The organism is Rhodococcus sp. GQ147 (assembly GCF_059759155.1).
Genome location: NZ_JCAXDU010000005.1, coordinates 91089 through 106153 on the forward strand (window position 1 = coordinate 91089; position 15065 = coordinate 106153).

General features: G+C 67.1%; 17 protein-coding genes. 10 read left to right on the top strand and 7 right to left on the bottom strand.

Annotation, left to right across the window (positions count from 1 at the left end; translation table 11 throughout):
* Positions 1-35: 35 nt before the first annotated feature.
* Positions 36-1166, bottom strand: a complete 1131-nt coding sequence (locus AC6CID_RS07920; RefSeq protein ID WP_033097525.1) for a thiolase family protein — start codon at positions 1164-1166, stop codon at positions 36-38.
* Positions 1167-1332: 166 nt separating this feature from the next.
* Positions 1333-2679, bottom strand: coding sequence for an MFS transporter (locus tag AC6CID_RS07925; protein ID WP_064060038.1), 1347 nt, complete (start codon positions 2677-2679; stop codon positions 1333-1335).
* 304 nt (positions 2680-2983) lie between these two features.
* Between AC6CID_RS07925 and AC6CID_RS07930 the strand changes: the two genes are divergently transcribed.
* The 9 genes from AC6CID_RS07930 to AC6CID_RS07970 all read left to right on the top strand — a co-directional run bounded on the left by AC6CID_RS07930 (position 2984) and on the right by AC6CID_RS07970 (position 10055).
* The gene (locus AC6CID_RS07930) at positions 2984-4228 is read left to right on the top strand and encodes a CoA transferase (RefSeq protein WP_033097526.1); all 1245 of its coding nucleotides are present in this window, start codon (positions 2984-2986) and stop codon (positions 4226-4228) included.
* On the top strand, positions 4225-5418 hold the full coding sequence (locus AC6CID_RS07935; protein WP_064060039.1) for an acyl-CoA dehydrogenase family protein: 1194 nt from the start codon (positions 4225-4227) through the stop codon (positions 5416-5418). The genes AC6CID_RS07930 and AC6CID_RS07935 overlap by 4 nt, the downstream gene beginning before the upstream one ends.
* 42 nt (positions 5419-5460) lie before the next feature.
* Positions 5461-6618 (top strand): acyl-CoA dehydrogenase family protein, encoded by a 1158-nt coding sequence (locus AC6CID_RS07940; RefSeq protein WP_019290603.1) that lies wholly within the window; start codon positions 5461-5463, stop codon positions 6616-6618.
* A gap of 83 nt (positions 6619-6701) precedes the next feature.
* Positions 6702-7322 carry an AIM24 family protein gene (locus tag AC6CID_RS07945; RefSeq protein ID WP_064060041.1) on the top strand — a complete coding sequence of 207 codons (621 nt, stop codon included), beginning with the start codon at positions 6702-6704 and terminating at the stop codon, positions 7320-7322.
* A 6-nt stretch (positions 7323-7328) separates the two neighbouring features.
* A complete protein-coding gene (locus AC6CID_RS07950; RefSeq protein WP_498353805.1) occupies positions 7329-8033 on the top strand; it encodes an AIM24 family protein in 705 nt (234 codons plus the stop codon).
* Positions 8030-8779, top strand: a complete 750-nt coding sequence (locus tag AC6CID_RS07955) for an AIM24 family protein (protein WP_016693090.1) — start codon at positions 8030-8032, stop codon at positions 8777-8779. The genes AC6CID_RS07950 and AC6CID_RS07955 overlap by 4 nt, the downstream gene beginning before the upstream one ends.
* Positions 8780-8930: 151 nt before the next feature.
* The gene (locus AC6CID_RS07960; RefSeq protein WP_033097528.1) at positions 8931-9128 is read left to right on the top strand and encodes a (2Fe-2S)-binding protein; all 198 of its coding nucleotides are present in this window, start codon (positions 8931-8933) and stop codon (positions 9126-9128) included.
* A gap of 48 nt (positions 9129-9176) precedes the next feature.
* Complete coding sequence (bfr, locus tag AC6CID_RS07965) at positions 9177-9653, top strand: bacterioferritin (RefSeq protein ID WP_016693088.1); 477 nt, start codon at positions 9177-9179, stop codon at positions 9651-9653.
* 111 nt (positions 9654-9764) lie between these two features.
* Positions 9765-10055, top strand: a complete 291-nt coding sequence (locus AC6CID_RS07970; RefSeq protein WP_024102424.1) for a GNAT family N-acetyltransferase — start codon at positions 9765-9767, stop codon at positions 10053-10055.
* Between the two features lie 19 nt (positions 10056-10074).
* Here AC6CID_RS07970 and dmpG read toward each other — a convergent pair whose 3' ends face one another.
* The 4 genes from dmpG to AC6CID_RS07990 form a co-directional block, all read right to left on the bottom strand.
* A complete protein-coding gene (gene dmpG, locus AC6CID_RS07975; protein WP_498353806.1) occupies positions 10075-11130 on the bottom strand; it encodes a 4-hydroxy-2-oxovalerate aldolase in 1056 nt (351 codons plus the stop codon).
* Positions 11127-12059, bottom strand: coding sequence for an acetaldehyde dehydrogenase (acetylating) (locus AC6CID_RS07980; protein ID WP_220666285.1), 933 nt, complete (start codon positions 12057-12059; stop codon positions 11127-11129). The genes dmpG and AC6CID_RS07980 overlap by 4 nt, the downstream gene beginning before the upstream one ends.
* On the bottom strand, positions 12056-12901 hold the full coding sequence (locus AC6CID_RS07985) for a 2-keto-4-pentenoate hydratase (protein ID WP_059384406.1): 846 nt from the start codon (positions 12899-12901) through the stop codon (positions 12056-12058). Before AC6CID_RS07985 ends, AC6CID_RS07980 begins: the two co-directional genes overlap by 4 nt.
* Before the next feature lie 91 nt (positions 12902-12992).
* Positions 12993-13748 carry an IclR family transcriptional regulator gene (locus AC6CID_RS07990; protein ID WP_094980961.1) on the bottom strand — a complete coding sequence of 252 codons (756 nt, stop codon included), beginning with the start codon at positions 13746-13748 and terminating at the stop codon, positions 12993-12995.
* 138 nt (positions 13749-13886) lie between these two features.
* Here AC6CID_RS07990 and AC6CID_RS07995 point away from each other — a divergent pair, with 138 nt between their 5' ends.
* The gene (locus tag AC6CID_RS07995; protein WP_217579398.1) at positions 13887-14423 is read left to right on the top strand and encodes a DnaJ family domain-containing protein; all 537 of its coding nucleotides are present in this window, start codon (positions 13887-13889) and stop codon (positions 14421-14423) included.
* On the opposite strand, the gene AC6CID_RS08000 is transcribed toward AC6CID_RS07995, so the two are convergent.
* The gene (locus tag AC6CID_RS08000; protein ID WP_498353807.1) at positions 14410-15063 is read right to left on the bottom strand and encodes a CoA transferase subunit B; all 654 of its coding nucleotides are present in this window, start codon (positions 15061-15063) and stop codon (positions 14410-14412) included. The genes AC6CID_RS07995 and AC6CID_RS08000 overlap by 14 nt on opposite strands.
* Positions 15064-15065: the final 2 nt, after the last annotated feature.

Consider the following 15065-nt stretch of genomic DNA (forward strand, 5'->3'; position numbering starts at 1 on the left):
TTCCTTCGGATTCGTAGCAGCTGGGTGACGTGAGATCAGAGCAGTTCGAGGATGGTGGCGTTGGCCATGCCGCCGGCCTCGCACATCGACTGCAGGCCGTAGCGGATGCCGTTGTCGCGCATGTGGTGCACGAGGCGGGTCATGAGAATCGCGCCGGAGCCGCCGAGGGGGTGGCCGACACCGATCGCGCCGCCGAGCGGGTTGAGGCGGTCGGGCTTCGCGCCGGTCTCGACCTGCCATGCCAGCGGCACCGGTGCGAAGGCCTCGTTGATCTCGAAGGCGCCGATGTCGTCGATGGACAGACCGGAACGCTCGATGGCCTTCTCGGTGGCGGGGATGGGGCCGGTGAGCATGACGACCGGGTCGTCGGCGGCGACGACGGCGGTGTGGATGCGTGCGAGCGGGGTCCAGCCCTGCGCCGCGGCGTATTCGCTGGTGGTGATGAGCAGGGCGCCGGCACCGTCGGAGATCTGCGAGGAGTTGCCGGCGTGGATCACGCCGTCCTCCTTGAAGACGGTCTCGAGCTTGGCAAGCGACTCGACGGTGCCGCCGCGGCGGATGCCCTCGTCGGTGGCGAACTCGCCGACCACGGCGATCTGGCCGGTGAAGGCGCCCGCGTCGGTGGCGGCTGCGGACAGTTCGTGCGAGCGCAGCGAGAATTCGTCGAGCTGCGTGCGGGAGAAACCCCACTTCTCGGCGATCATCTCGGCGCCGATGCCCTGGCTGAAGCCGCCGACCTCGAAGCGGTCGAGCACGTTCTGCGGGAAGTGCTGACCGTCCTTGCTGGCGCTGCCCATCGGCACACGGCTCATGGACTCGACACCACCGGCGATCACGACGTCGTTCTGGCCGGAGATGACGGTCGCGGCGGCGAAGGACACGGCCTGCTGGCTCGATCCGCACGCCCGGTTGATGGTGGTGGCGGGTACGGTGACCGGCCATCCGGCCGCGAACACGGCGCTGCGCGAGACGATTCCGGCCTGGTCGCCGACCTGGCTCACACAACCCCACTGGACGTCGTCGATCGTGGCGGGATCGAGGCCGGTCCGCTCCGCCAGTGCGGTCAGCACGTGGGCGGACAGGTTGACGGGGTGGATCTCGGACAGTGCACCACCTCGACGTCCGATGGGGGAACGGACGGCGTCGACGATCACGGCATCGCGCATGCGAATCGGTCCTTTGCTGTTGCGGGACACGGTTGCCGGGCAACCGTGGTGGGAAAAGACGACCGGCCGGGTGGTGGTCCTCACATTCGAGGAGACCATGCACCCGGCCGGTAGGGGTAAGTCTTTCGGCGGAAGCTTCCGTTAGGCGGAAGCTATGCCGAACAGGTCAGGCGGCTGCCCGGATGATCTTGCGGTCGCGCTCCGGGTCGGCCAGGAAGAGCACCAGGATCGCGGCGAGCGCACCGAGTGCACCGATGACCTGGAAGGCCGTTGCATAGCCCTCCGCCGCGGTGGCGGCGTTGTCGACGAGGACACCCGTGCCGTAGGGGGCAACGAGACCGCCGACCGCCATCAGCGCGAGGAAGACACCCATCGTGCCGGCGGTCTGCTGCGGCGGGCACAACTCGGAGATCGCGGCGTTGATCAGCGGGAACGCGATGGCGCCGAAGCCGTAGCCGATGGAGACGACCGCGACGGCCAGAGCCGGCGTACCGATGGACGGGAGGAAGACCAGGATGGCACCGCAGATGAGCACACCGACGGCGGGCACGATGATGCGGACGACCCGCGAGCGGTAACCCTTGGCGCTGAGGCGGTCGGTGACCGTGCCCGAGCTGATCATGAGGAACAGACCGATGATGGACGGCAGGGCGAACATCGAGCCGGCCTGCAGAGCGCTGTAGCCGAGACCGACCTCGAAGTAGGACGGCAGCCAGGTCAGGACGACGGTGGTGAGCGCGTAGACGACCATGATCAGGATCGCGCAGCTGATGAAGGTGCGAGTGAGGAAGATCTTGCGCCACGGCACGGACGGTTCGGTCTGCGCGGGGGAAGCGGCGGTCTCGGCGCCCTTGACGGCCCGGGTCGTGTAGGGGCCTTCCTTCCAGCCGAGGAGCCAGCAGCCCATCCAGATCGCACCGAGGATCGACAGCGAGATCAGCGCGGCACGCCATCCCCATTCGACGGTGATGAAGGTCAGGACGGGAGCGAGGGCGATCTTGGCGACCGAGGCGGAACCGGCCAGGAAGGCGCCGGGCAGGCCACGCTTGGCCGGCGGGTGCCACGAGTACGCGGCGGTGTGCATGAGCGCCGAGCTCGGTCCTTCGGCGAGACCGAGCAGCATGCGGGTGACGACCAGCATCGCGAAACTCGCACTGACGACCAGCGGCAGCATGACGAGCGACCAGGTCAGGCCGAGGGCCAGCAGGGCCCAGCGGAGGGTCATGTACTTGTTCAACGGCCCGGCGAAGAAACCGCCGACGGTGAATGTGACGAAGAACAGCGACCCGACCAGGCCGATCTGGGAGGAGCTCATGCCGAGCTCACGCGCCAGAGGCTGGGCGATGATGCCGAGGACGGCCTTGTCGGCGTAGTTGACGACGTAGAGGAAGATGACCAGGCCGGTCATGCTCCACGCGCGGCCGGGGGTCACGAGAGGTGTCGAGCCGGTCGTCGGCCGACCGGGCCCGCCGGCGGCTGCCGACTTGTCGTGCACGATTTCGCCTGTGGTCACTGGGAGTCCCTTCAGAACTCGAGCGGGATGGCCGACTTACGAACGATCGGTATGTCGCTGTCGGAAGAACGTCACGCCTGGCGTCTGCATGCATTGAACGTGAGCCATGTCACCTGAAGCAAAGAGCGGGAGGCGAACGAATCGATCACTGAAACCTATGACTCATCACACGGCGGATTCAGGCCGCATCGAGTATTGGTCTGCGCTAACCGAGCGATAGCCGATCGGTGCTGTTCCGGGCGGCAAAACCTGGGCATGCTGACTGTGCCCGAAACAATCTGCGACGAGGACGAGCGAGCCCAGCATGAACTCCACCGCTTCCACCGACGAACTGCCCTCGTCCACTGCACCCCTCGCGGGAGTGCGCGTGGTCGAGGTGTCCAGCTTCGTGGCCGCACCCCTGTGCGGCATGACCCTGGCCGCGCTCGGCGCCGACGTGATCCGGGTCGACCCGATCGGCGGCGCTGCCGACTACCGCCGCTGGCCGGTCACCGACGGCAACGAGTCGATCTACTGGGCCGGCCTGAACAAGGGCAAGCGATCGCTCGCAGCGGATTTCCGTAGCCCGGAGGCACAGAACCTGATCCGCGACCTGATCATCGATGCCGGCGTGCTGGTCACCAACGCCGCCGGTCGCTCGTGGCTCGACTACGACGAACTCGCCGCGATCCGCCCCGACCTGATCCACGTGCAGGTCCTCGGTCGCGCCGACGGCACCGGCGCCGTCGACTACACCGTCAACGCCGCCGCCGGTTTCCCGCAGGTCACCGGTGCCGAGAACGTCTCGACTCCGGTCAACCACGTGCTGCCCGCCTGGGACGTCTCGTGCGGCCTGTACGCGGCCCTGTCGGTTGCCTCGGCCGTCTACCGTCGCGAGATCACCGGCGCCGGAACGAGAGTCGTTCTCCCGCTCGAGGACGTCGCGTTCGCGACCGTCGGCAATCTCGGCTACATCGCCGAGGCCCAGCTCGGCCGCCCCGTCCGGGAGAAGGTCGGCAACTCCGTCTACGGCACCTACGGCGCCGACTTCGCCACCAGCGACGGCGCACGCTTCATGCTCGTCGCGCTCACGCCGCGCCACTTCCGCGATCTCACCGAGCTCACCGGCACCGCCGAGGCCGTGGCCGCACTCGAATCCGCCCTGGGCGTCGACTTCCGCGACGAGGGCACCCGGTTCGAGCACCGCCACGTGCTCAACAGCCTGTTCGGCGCCTGGTTCTCGCGCCACACCGCCGACGAGGTCGAGACGGCGCTGGGCGGCACCTCGGTCCTGCACGAGCGCTACCGCACGTTCGCCGAACTCGCCGCCGACCCGCGCGTGACCGACAACCCGATGTTCCACAAGCTCGACCAGCCGCGCATCGGCAGCTACCACGCCCCGAGCACCCCGATGTCCTTCGACGGCCGGTATCCCGAGGTCCGCCCCGCGCCGGCCAACGGCGACGACACCGCCGAGGTGCTCACCGAACATCTCGGGCTGACCGACGACGAGATCGACGCCCTCGCAGCATCCGGCACCATCCGCATCTCCCAGAAAGAGCACGCATGACCCGCCTCGCCCAGACCCTCGGTCTGACGGAATTCCAGTCCGAGATCCTCGACACGGTCCGCGCCTTCGTCGATCGCGAGATCATCCCGAACGCTCAGGAACTCGAGCACTCGGACACCTACCCGCAGGCCATCGTCGACCAGATGCGCGAGATGGGCCTGTTCGGGCTGATGATCCCCGAGGAGTACGGCGGGCTCGGCGAGTCGCTGCTGACCTACGCGCTGTGCGTCGAGGAACTCGCCCGCGGCTGGATGAGCGTCTCCGGCGTCATCAACACGCACTTCATCGTCGCGTACATGATCCGCCAGCACGGCACCGAAGAGCAGAAGCAGTACTACCTGCCCCGCATGGCCACCGGTGAGGTCCGCGGCGCGTTCTCGATGTCCGAGCCCGAACTCGGCTCCGACGTCGCCGCCATCCGCACCAAGGCCAAGCGCGACGCCGACGGCAACTACGTCATCAACGGCCAGAAGATGTGGCTGACCAACGGTGGTAGCTCCACTCTCGTCGCCGCGCTGGTCAAGACCGAGGAAGGCTCCGACAAACCCCACAAGAACCTGACCACCTTCCTGGTCGAGAAGCCTGCCGGCTTCGGTGAGGTCGTCCCGGGCCTCACCATCCCCGGCAAGATCGACAAGATGGGGTACAAGGGCATCGACACCACCGAGCTCGTCTTCGACAACTACAAGGCCTCGGCCGATTCGATCCTCGGTGGGGAGCCCGGCAAGGGCTTCTTCCAGATGATGGACGGTGTCGAGGTCGGCCGTGTCAACGTCTCGGCCCGCGCGTGCGGTGTCGCGATCCGCGCCTTCGAGCTCGCCGCCCGCTACGCCCAGCAGCGCACCACCTTCGGCAAGCCCATCGCCCAGCACCAGGCGATCTCGTTCTCCCTCGCGGAGATGGCCACCAAGGTCGAGGCCGCCCACCTGATGATGGTCAACGCCGCGCGTCTGAAGGACTCGGGTGAGCGCAACGACGTCGCCGCCGGCATGGCCAAGTACCTCACCAGCGAATACTGCTCCGAGGTCACCCAGGCCGGCTTTCGCATCCACGGCGGCTACGGCTACTCGAAGGAGTACGAGATCGAGCGCCTCATGCGCGAGGCTCCCTTCCTGCTCATCGGCGAGGGCACCAGTGAGATCCAGAAGACGATCATCAGCAAGGGTGTGCTGCGCAGCTACGCGCTGTAAGGTGCTCCCCCACAATCACATCCATCCCTGGAAGGACAACGCGTGAAGCGCACGCTGTACAACGAGGATCACGAGGCGTTCCGGCAGACCGTCCGCGACTTCATCGCGAAGGAGGTCGTGCCCGTCTACCCCGAGTGGGAAGAGACCGGCCATCCTCCGCGCGAGTTCTACAGCCGCATGGGCGAACTCGGGCTCCTCGGCATCCAGGTTCCCGAGGAGTACGGCGGAGGCGGCGAGACGTCGCTGAAGTTCAACGTGATCCTCGCCGAGGAGGCGTCGGCGGCCGGTGTGTCGTTCGGTTCGTCGTCGGTGCACTCGAACCTGATCCTGCCGTACATCATGCAGAACGCCACCGAGGAGCAGAAGCAGCGCTGGCTCCCCGGGTTCGCCTCGGGTGAGCTGATGTTCGCCATCGCGATGACCGAGCCGGGCACCGGTTCCGACCTCGCCAACATCGCGACCACCGCGAAGCTCTCGGAGGACGGCAGCCACTACGTCCTCAACGGCGCGAAGACGTTCATCACCGGCGGTGCTCTCGCCGACCGCATTCTCGTCGTGGGCCGCACCTCGCCGTACAACCCCGAGGACCGTCGCGGTGGCCTGTCGATCCTGGTGGTGGACACCAAGAGTGAGGGCTTCGCGGTCGGACGCAAGCTCCACAAGATCGGTCTCAAGACCTCGGACACCGCCGAGCTGTCGTTCGACGACGTGAAGGTGCCGGTCGCCGATCTGCTCGGCAAGGAGGGCGAGGCGTTCTCGTACCTGACGCAGAACCTCGCGCAGGAGCGTCTCACCATCGCGTTCGGTGCTGCCGCCACCGCGGCCGCGGCGATCCAGCACGCCATCGCATACACCAAGGACCGCAAGGTCTTCGGCAAGCCGGTCGCGTCCTTCCAGAACACCAAGTTCGTGCTCGCCGAGTGCTCGACCGAACTGCAGGCCATGCAGATCATGGTCGACAACGCGATCGAGCTCAACGACCGCGACGAACTGACGGTGCCCGACGCCGCCCGCGCGAAGCTGTTCGCGACGGAGGCCGCCGGCCGCATCATCGACAAGTGCCTGCAGCTGCACGGCGGCTACGGCTACATCACCGAGTATCCCATCGCCCGCCTCTACGCCGACACCCGCGTGACCCGCATCTACGGCGGCACCAACGAGGTCATGAAGACGATCATCGCCAAGGATCTGGGACTGTAGGTCTTCTGTAGTTCTTCGGTGGAGTGGGCCCCGCTACCGGGGGTTCACTCCACCGAAGTCGTTTCCGACTATCGTTTCCCGCCATGCGGCTAGTCGTGAAGACCAAGAGGGTGATCGAAGCCCACCTGAACAATTCGTCCGTCCGAGCCCTGTCGGGGTCGATGGTGGCGTACGAGGGCCAGGTCGGTTTCAAGTCCGCCGGTTTCGGTGGTGGCGAGGGTGTTCTCTCCGGGCTGCGGCAGCGCGCGACGGGTGAGGGGCTCTCGCTCATGGAGTGCAGCGGCACGGGCATCGTCTACTTCGCGCACCAGGCGCAGGACGTCACGGTGCTGGAGCTGAACAACGAGACGCTGCAGGTCGAGTCCGAGCAGTTGCTGGCGCTGAGCGGGAATCTGAACACGAACGTGACGTTCGCGGGTCTGCGCGGCGGCATGAGCGGCCAGGGTCTGTTCACCACGACGGTGACGGGGACCGGGCAGGTCGCGCTGCTCTCCGCCGGGGGCCCCCTCATCCATCTCGAGGTGTCGCCGCAGCATCCCCTCGTCGTCGATCCCGACGCCTTCGTGTGCGCGAAGGGGCAGCTCACGCAGTCGTTCGTCACCGACGTGTCGTGGCGCTCGGCCATCGGTCAGGGCAGCGGCGAGGCGTTCTCCCTCGAGTGGGTCGGCGTGGGCGTGGTCTCCATCCAGCCGGCGGAACGGTAGGAACAGATGAGCTTCACGAAGATCAACGGCAAGGTCGTGCGCGTCGACCTGCGGCAGTCCGGTCCCGTCGTGGCCCGCCGCGGCGCGATGCTGTTCTACACCGGCAACGTCCGGTTCTCCCCCCACGGTGTTCCCGGTGGCGTCGGGGGCGCTCCGGGTCTTGGTGGTCTCGCCGGTATGGCGGGACGCATGCTGCAGGGTGAGCACGAGGCCACGATGCTCGCGCAGGGCGACGGTGTCGTGCACTACGGCTTCCGTGGTCTCGAGACGCACATCGTCGACATGTCCGCGGGCGGTGAGCTGCGGGCGGAAGCGTCGCGCCTGCTCGCCCACACCACCGGTCTGCAGTCCACGGTCGTCTGGGTGGCCGCCGCCTCCGGTGGGGGCGGTGGCGGCGGGGGTCTGCTCGGGGCGCTGCGCGGCGCCGCCACCGGAGCGATGACCGGCACCGGCATGTTCACCACCCAGCTGATCGGCCAGGGCGCGGCGGTGCTGCTCGCCCACGGCGGCGTGTTCGAGCTTCAGGTGGGTGGTCCGACGCCCGTGGTCGTCGACCCGCAGGCGTTCGTGGCGTCCTACGGCCCGGTCCGCACCGAACTGAAGTCGTCGATGAGCTGGCGGAACGTCGGTCGCACCGGTGGGGAGGCCATGCAACTCGAATGCAGCGGACAGGGCATCGTCTACGTGCAGGCATCGGAGGAGAAGCTGTGAGTACCGTTCTGAACCCGTCGAGCTTCGGCGGCAGCGACAACGTGCCGGGCAACCCCTACGCCTACTGCATCGACCTGCAGACGCCCTGGTTCCTGTCGAAGGGCGCGATGATCGCGTACTACGGTCAGGTGCAGTTCTCGGCACTCACCCACGGGCTGCAAGGACACCTGCTGCACATGGTGGCCCAGCAATTCTCCGCTCCGCTCTATCTCGGCGACTACGTCGTGGCCGAAGGCTTCGGGAAGCTGATCATCGGCGACCGCGGATACGACATCAACTCGTACGACCTCGACGACGGCAACCTCACGATCCGGCAGGCCAATCTGCTGGCCTTCGAACCGGGCCTGTCGCTCAACCAGTCGATCGTCCCGGGTTTCCTCACCCTCATCGGTACGGGCCGTTTCCTCGCGTCGTCGAACGGGCCGGTGATGTTCGCCGAGCCGCCGCTGCGGGTCGACCCGGAGGCGCTCGTCGGGTGGGCCGACTGTCCGTCCCCCAGCCATCACTACGACGAATCGTGGATCACCGGATTCGTCTCGGCCGGGGCGCGGCGTTTCGGTGTGCAGTCCGGTGAGGAACGGCAGTTCGATTTCACCGGTGCCGGCACCGTCCTGATCCAGTCGAGCGAGAAGGTCCTCGACGATTCGTCGCTGGTGCGCACGATCGAGAACCAGATCCCAGGCCTCACCTCGCCCGGTCTGCACCGGATCAACCAGGTGGTCTCGCAACACCTGCAACAGCAGTAGCTGCAGTATCACACCCTGGGATGGACCTGGGCATAACACGGATCCGACCCCCCCTTCTTGTGACTACGATCACAAGCTAGGCTAGCCTAAGCCGATGTAAGGTTTGGACAACCTAAGTGAGTGTTCCCTCAGTCGCAGAAAGGTGGCTCTGATGATCGTCTGCAGTTGCCACGCTCTTACCCACCACCACATCGAGGCAGAGGTGGCTGCGGGAGCACGCTGTACCCGCGAGGTGAGCGCCAAGTGCCGCGCCGGCACCGATTGTGGCAGCTGCGTCCGGAACATCTCCGCGATCATCCGGCAGGCCCGCCGGCGGAATGAGACCATCGAACTCGAGACCGCCGTGTAGCCAGCCCCTACCCGGCGGTAAACCTGATGGTTCACCCCGGGAGGTGCCATGAAGGGCGACAAGAAGGTCATCGAGTTGCTCAACGAACAACTCACCGCCGAGCTCACCGCGATCAATCAGTACTTCCTGCATTCGAAGATGCAGGACAACCGCGGATGGGCGAAACTCGCGAAGCACACTCGCGACGAGTCGTTCGACGAGATGCGTCACGCCGAGAGACTCACCGATCGGATCCTCTATCTCGACGGACTCCCCAACTACCAGCGCCTCGGGGCGTTGCGTCTGGGTCAGACCGTCAAGGAAATGCTCGAGGCCGACCTGCAGGTGGAGATCGAGGCCCGCGACCGGCTCCGGAAGGGAGCCGAGTACATGCGCTCGGTCAGCGACATCACCTCGGCCAACATCTTCGAGGAGATCCTCGCCGACGAGGAAGAACACATCGACTATCTCGAAACCCAGCTCGATCTGATCGAGCAGCTCGGCGAACCGCTGTACCTCGCCCAGCACATCTCTCCGCCGGAATAACCCGGCACAGCAGAACGGGCCGCGGCATTGCGCCGCGGCCCGTTCTCTATGCTGTGGACACACCAGCTTGGCTGTGGGACACACCAGCTTGTCGACGGTGAGAGGAAGACCATGAGCGATTCGTCCGTGACCGTGGTGCACAACGCCGAGAAACAGAGGTACGAAGTCCGGGACGACGACGCCGTCGTCGGATACACCCAGTACCACCCCGACGACGACGGCCGCCTCGTCTTCGACCACACCGAGATCGACAAGGGTTACTCCGGTCAGGGACTCGGAGGCAAGCTCGTCGGTTTCGCCCTCGACGACGTCCGCGAACGCGGCAAGCGCATCGTCGCGATCTGCTCGTACGTCGACAAGTTCATCGAGAAGCACCCGGACTACCGGGATCTGACCGACTAGACATGCACGCGGGCGCTGGTCAGTTCCCCGCGCGGTTGCGCAGGTCGAGTGCGACGTCGGTGATCATGTCCTCCTGCCCACCGACGAGGCCGCGACGGCCGATCTCGACGAGGATGTCGCGGGTGTCGAGACCGTAGATGCTCGCGGCGGTCTCGGCGTGACGCAGGAAGCTCGAGTACACGCCGGCGTAGCCGAGGGTGAGGGTCTCGCGGTCGACCTGCACCGGACGGTCCTGCAGCGGGCGCACGAGATCGTCGGCGGCGTCCTGCAGCCCGAACAGATCGCACGAGTGCTTCCAGCCGAGCAGGTCGGCGACGGCGACGAAGGGCTCGATCGGGCAGTTGCCGGCACCGGCACCGTGTCCGGCCAGCGACGCGTCGACGCGGATGACGCCTTCCTCGACGGCACACACGGAGTTGGCGACCGACAGCGACAGGTTCTGGTGCGCGTGGATGCCGATCTGCGTGGTCTCGTTCAGGACCTCACGGTAGGCACGCACACGCTCGCGAACACCGTCCATCGTGAGGCGTCCGCCGGAGTCGGTGACGTAGACACAGTCGGCGCCGTAGGACTCCATGAGCTTCGCCTGGCGGGCGAGCTCCTCGGACGGGGCCATGTGCGACATCATCAGGAAGCCGGACACGTCCATGCCCAGTTCCTTCGCCGCGGCGATGTGCTGCGCGGAGACGTCGGCCTCGGTGCAGTGCGTCGCGATGCGCACCGACCGCACGCCGATCTCGTAGGCACGCTTCAGCTCGTGGACGGTTCCGATACCGGGCAGGAGCAGCGTGGTGAGCGTGGCCGAATTGATCGCTCCGGCAGCGGCTTCGAGCCACTCCCAGTCGGTGTTGCTGCCGGGACCGTAGGTCAGCGAGTGACCGGCGAGACCGTCGCCGTGGGAGACCTCGATGGCATCCACACCAGCACGGTCGAGCGCACCGGCGATCTTCGCGACGTCCTGTGGCGTGATGCGGTGGCGGATGGCGTGCATGCCGTCGCGCAGGGTCACGTCCTGGATGTACAGAGCCGTTCCGTCGCTTGCGAATTCGCGAGTCGCCGTCGTTGCCGCGGTCATGCCGTCACCTGATCCTTCGTGCGTGCCGCCACGGCGCGTGCGACCTGCAGCGCCGCGGAGGTCATGATGTCGAGATTGCCCGCGTACTCGGGCAGGTAGTGCGCTGCGCCCTTGACCTCGAGGAACACCGCGACCTTCCACAGAGGGCCGGTGTGGTCGGTGAGCGTCTCCATGGGCTCGGTGACCTCGGTGAACTGCACCTCCTGCTTGAGGGTGTAACCGGGCACGTATTCCTGGACCTTCGCGACCATCGCCTCGACGGACGCGACGATCTCGTCCTTGCGGTCCTCACCGACGAGAGCAAGCACGGTGTCGCGCATGATCATCGGCGGCTCGGCCGGATTGAGGATGATGATCGCCTTGCCGCGCGTGGCGCCACCGATCTTCTCGATGGCCTGCGAGGTGGTCTCGGTGAACTCGTCGATGTTGGCGCGGGTACCGGGGCCGGCCGACTTCGAGGAGATCGAGGCGACGATCTCGGCCCAGTGCACCTTGGTGACCTGCGAGATGGCCGCGACGATCGGGATGGTGGCCTGACCACCGCAGGTGACCATATTGACGTTCGGGGCGTCGAGGTGTTCGGTGAGGTTCACCGGCGGCACCGTGTACGGGCCGATCGCGGCCGGCGTCAGGTCGATGAGCATCTTCCCGTGCGGGCGCAGGACCTTCTCGTTGTACTCGTGGGCCTTCGCCGAGGTTGCGTCGAAGACGATCTCGATCTCGTCGAAGCGCGGGTGCTCGACGAGTCCTTCGACACCGGTCGAGATGGCGTCGATGCCGAGGCGCTTCGCCCGTGCGAGGCCGTCGGATTCGGGGTCGATGCCGACGAGGGCGACGGTTTCGAGTTCGGCGTCGGCCAGTCGCTTGATCTTGATGAGCAGGTCGGTGCCGATGTTGCCCGACCCGATGATGGCAACCTTGGTGGTCATGAGTTCTCCTGTGCGGTGGAGCTTTCGGAAGAGAAACGCGCGGTGACGGTGCCGAGCGAGGAGATCTCGGCGCGGACCGTGACGCCGGGCGGCGCCGGAACCATCGGGCCGAGTGCCCCCGACAGCACGACCTGCCCTGCGCGCAGGGGCTGCCCGAACTCGCGTGCCGTGCGCGCGAGCCACAGCAGGGCGTTCAGCGGATCGCCGAGGCAGGCTGCGCCGTTGCCCTCGGAGACGAGCTCGTCGTCGACGTACATCCGCATGGTGGCGTCGATCGGCTCGAACTCGTCGAGGGTGAGCGTCTGCGAACCGAGCACGTACAGGCCGCTGGATGCGTTGTCCGCGACCGTATCCGTGATCTTGATGTCCCAGCCGGCGACGCGGCTGTCGACGATCTCGAGAGCGGCAACCGCGTGGCCGACGGCGGCGCGGACGGTCGCGAGATCGAGATCGTCCGAGTCGAGGTCGGCGGAGAGGACGAAGGCGATCTCGGCCTCGGCCTTCGGCTGCAGCAGGCGCTCACTGGGCACCTCGTCGAGAGCGGTGACGTCCATGTCCTCGAAGAGGACACCGAAGTCGGGGCGGTCGACACCGAGCTGCTGCTGCACCGCCGGGGAGGTCAGGCCGATCTTGCGTCCGACGATGCGGGCACCTTCGGCGAGCCGGCGGTCGGTGAGCTGCTGCTGCACCGCATACGCCAGGTCGATGTCGGTCTCCCCGAGCAGGTCGCGGACCGGACCGCACGGTGCGGAGCTGCGTGTGGCCTCGATGAGACGGTCGGCCGCCGCACCGGCGATGCGGGTGCGATCCGCCGCTGATGTGGTGTTGGAGCTGGTAGTCATCACGTCCTCGTCGTTCGATGGATTACGACCATCGTGGCGGCGAGGTCCGCCCCCGTACAGGGGGTCGTTCCGGTGAGTGGAACGTGCGCGCTCAGAGGTTGCGAATGGCCTCGCGGCGGGCGTGGGTGGCGGCGATACCCGCGGCGGCGGCCTTTACCGCTCCCTCGTGCTTCTCCGGACGGAACCGGGTGACGGGACCGGTGACGCTCACCGCCGCGATGGGACGCTCGTCCGCGTCGAGGATCGGAGCGGCGACACAGGCCAGGCCGACCGCGGACTCCTCGAACTCGAAGGCCACCCCGCGCTCGAGCACGGTCGCGAGATTCGCCCCGAGCCGCCCGGGGGTCGTGATGGTGCGGGGAGTCTTGCGCGCCAATCCGACCTCGACCACCTCGGCCAGCAGCTCCGGTGGGGAGAACGCGAGAAGAGCCTTGCCGATCCCGGTGCAGTACATGGGCATTCGCCCACCGATCCGGGACGGCGTGGACGCGGGGCGATGTCCGCCGATCTTCGAGACATAGACGACCTCGACACCCTCGGGGACGCCGAGGTGCACGGTCTCGTGGGTGCGCTCGTAGAGGTCCTCCATGAACGGGATGGCGACCTCGACCAGGCCCCGCTCGAGGGAGGCGCGCAGGCCCAGTTCGAAGAGCTGCCCGCTCAGGCGGTAACCGGCCGGGTCCTTGTCGAGCAACCGGACGGCGACGAGGTCGCCGACGACGCGGTGCAGCGTCCCCTTCGGCAGACCGGTGCGTCGACCCAGTTCGGCGAGGGTGAGGACGTGGTCGTCGGCGGTGAACGCCCACAGCACGGTGACGACCTTGCCGAGCACCGTGTTGGTGTCCACCCCGTCGCCCGGCGGGCGGGCATGCACCGGCGACTCGCGCTGTCCTTCCACGTGGCTCAGGTTAGGACACCAGCACCGTGTGGCGGTCGGGACCCACAGCCGCCCGGACCCGGTGCCCGCCCCTGGCATCCTGGATGTGTGACCGAGCGCAAGCGGTGGGATCTGACGTTCGAGACGTGGATCGAACGGCAGATCCGCGTGGCGCAGGACCGGGGCGATTTCGACGATCTGCCCGGTTACGGCAAACCCATCCCCGACCACGGCGACGACGAGCTGTGGTGGGTGAAGAGTTATCTGGCGCGCGAAGGTCTTTCAACGGAGGCTCTGCTGCCGCCCGAATTGCAGTTGCGGCGCGAGATCGAGCGGCTGCCCGGCACGGTCGGGTCGGCTCCCAGCGAGAAGGTGGTGCGCGAGATCGTCTCCGATCTCAACCGGCGGATCGCCGACTGCCTGCGGTTCCCGAGCGGACTGCCCGTGCCGATCCACAAGGTCGACGCCGAGGAGATGGTGGAGGTGTGGACCGTCGAGCGGGCGCGTCGTCGTGAGGAGGCCCGCACGGCTCTGAACTCGACGCGACCCCGGCTCGAAACGGAGTCCGAGGCCGGGGCCGTGCGCAGGGGGTGGATCTTCCGGTGGTTCCGCAGGCGGAACCGGCACGTCGTCAGGGAAGGGTGAGCGGTGCTCCGGTCGCGGCGCGCACCTGATCCTCGGTGACGCCGGGGGCACACTCGGTCAGGACGAGGCCGTCGGCGGCCACGTCGATCACCGCGAGATTGGTGATGATGCGCTGGACCACGCCCTCACCGGTGAGCGGCAGCGAGCACTCCGAGACGATCTTCGGGTTGCCCTGCTTGTCCGTGTGCTCCATGAGCACGATGACCGTGCGGGCGCCGTGGACGAGGTCCATCGCCCCGCCCATGCCCTTGACCATCTTTCCGGGCACCATCCAGTTGGCCAGATCGCCGGTGGCCGAGACCTCCATGCCGCCGAGCACGGCGGTGTCGATGTGGCCGCCGCGGATCATGCCGAAGCTCAGCGCCGAGTCGAAGAAGGCAGCGCCGGGGTTGACCGTCACGGTCTCCTTGCCGGCGTTGATCAGGTCGGGATCGACCGAGTCCTCGGTGGGGTACGGCCCGGTGCCGAGGATGCCGTTCTCACTGTGCAAGGTGACGTGCACACCCTCGGGCAGGTAGTTGGGGATCAGGGTCGGCAGGCCGATACCGAGGTTGATGTACTCCCCCGGCGCGAGTTCCTGCGCGGCGCGCGCGGCCATCTGTGTGCGCGTCCAACCGAGTGTCTCGACAGCTGTGGTCATGT

Coding starts and splice junctions, on each gene's coding strand:
- AC6CID_RS07945 (WP_064060041.1), top strand. CDS start 6,702: ATGCGGCTAGTCGTGAAGACCAAGAGGGTGATCGAAGCCCACCTGAAC.
- bfr (WP_016693088.1), top strand. CDS start 9,177: ATGAAGGGCGACAAGAAGGTCATCGAGTTGCTCAACGAACAACTCACC.
- AC6CID_RS07930 (WP_033097526.1), top strand. CDS start 2,984: ATGAACTCCACCGCTTCCACCGACGAACTGCCCTCGTCCACTGCACCC.
- AC6CID_RS07970 (WP_024102424.1), top strand. CDS start 9,765: ATGAGCGATTCGTCCGTGACCGTGGTGCACAACGCCGAGAAACAGAGG.
- AC6CID_RS08000 (WP_498353807.1), bottom strand. CDS start 15,063: ATGACCACAGCTGTCGAGACACTCGGTTGGACGCGCACACAGATGGCC.
- AC6CID_RS07920 (WP_033097525.1), bottom strand. CDS start 1,166: ATGCGCGATGCCGTGATCGTCGACGCCGTCCGTTCCCCCATCGGACGT.
- AC6CID_RS07950 (WP_498353805.1), top strand. CDS start 7,329: ATGAGCTTCACGAAGATCAACGGCAAGGTCGTGCGCGTCGACCTGCGG.
- AC6CID_RS07960 (WP_033097528.1), top strand. CDS start 8,931: ATGATCGTCTGCAGTTGCCACGCTCTTACCCACCACCACATCGAGGCA.
- AC6CID_RS07985 (WP_059384406.1), bottom strand. CDS start 12,901: ATGACTACCAGCTCCAACACCACATCAGCGGCGGATCGCACCCGCATC.
- AC6CID_RS07980 (WP_220666285.1), bottom strand. CDS start 12,059: ATGACCACCAAGGTTGCCATCATCGGGTCGGGCAACATCGGCACCGAC.
- AC6CID_RS07935 (WP_064060039.1), top strand. CDS start 4,225: ATGACCCGCCTCGCCCAGACCCTCGGTCTGACGGAATTCCAGTCCGAG.
- dmpG (WP_498353806.1), bottom strand. CDS start 11,130: ATGACCGCGGCAACGACGGCGACTCGCGAATTCGCAAGCGACGGAACG.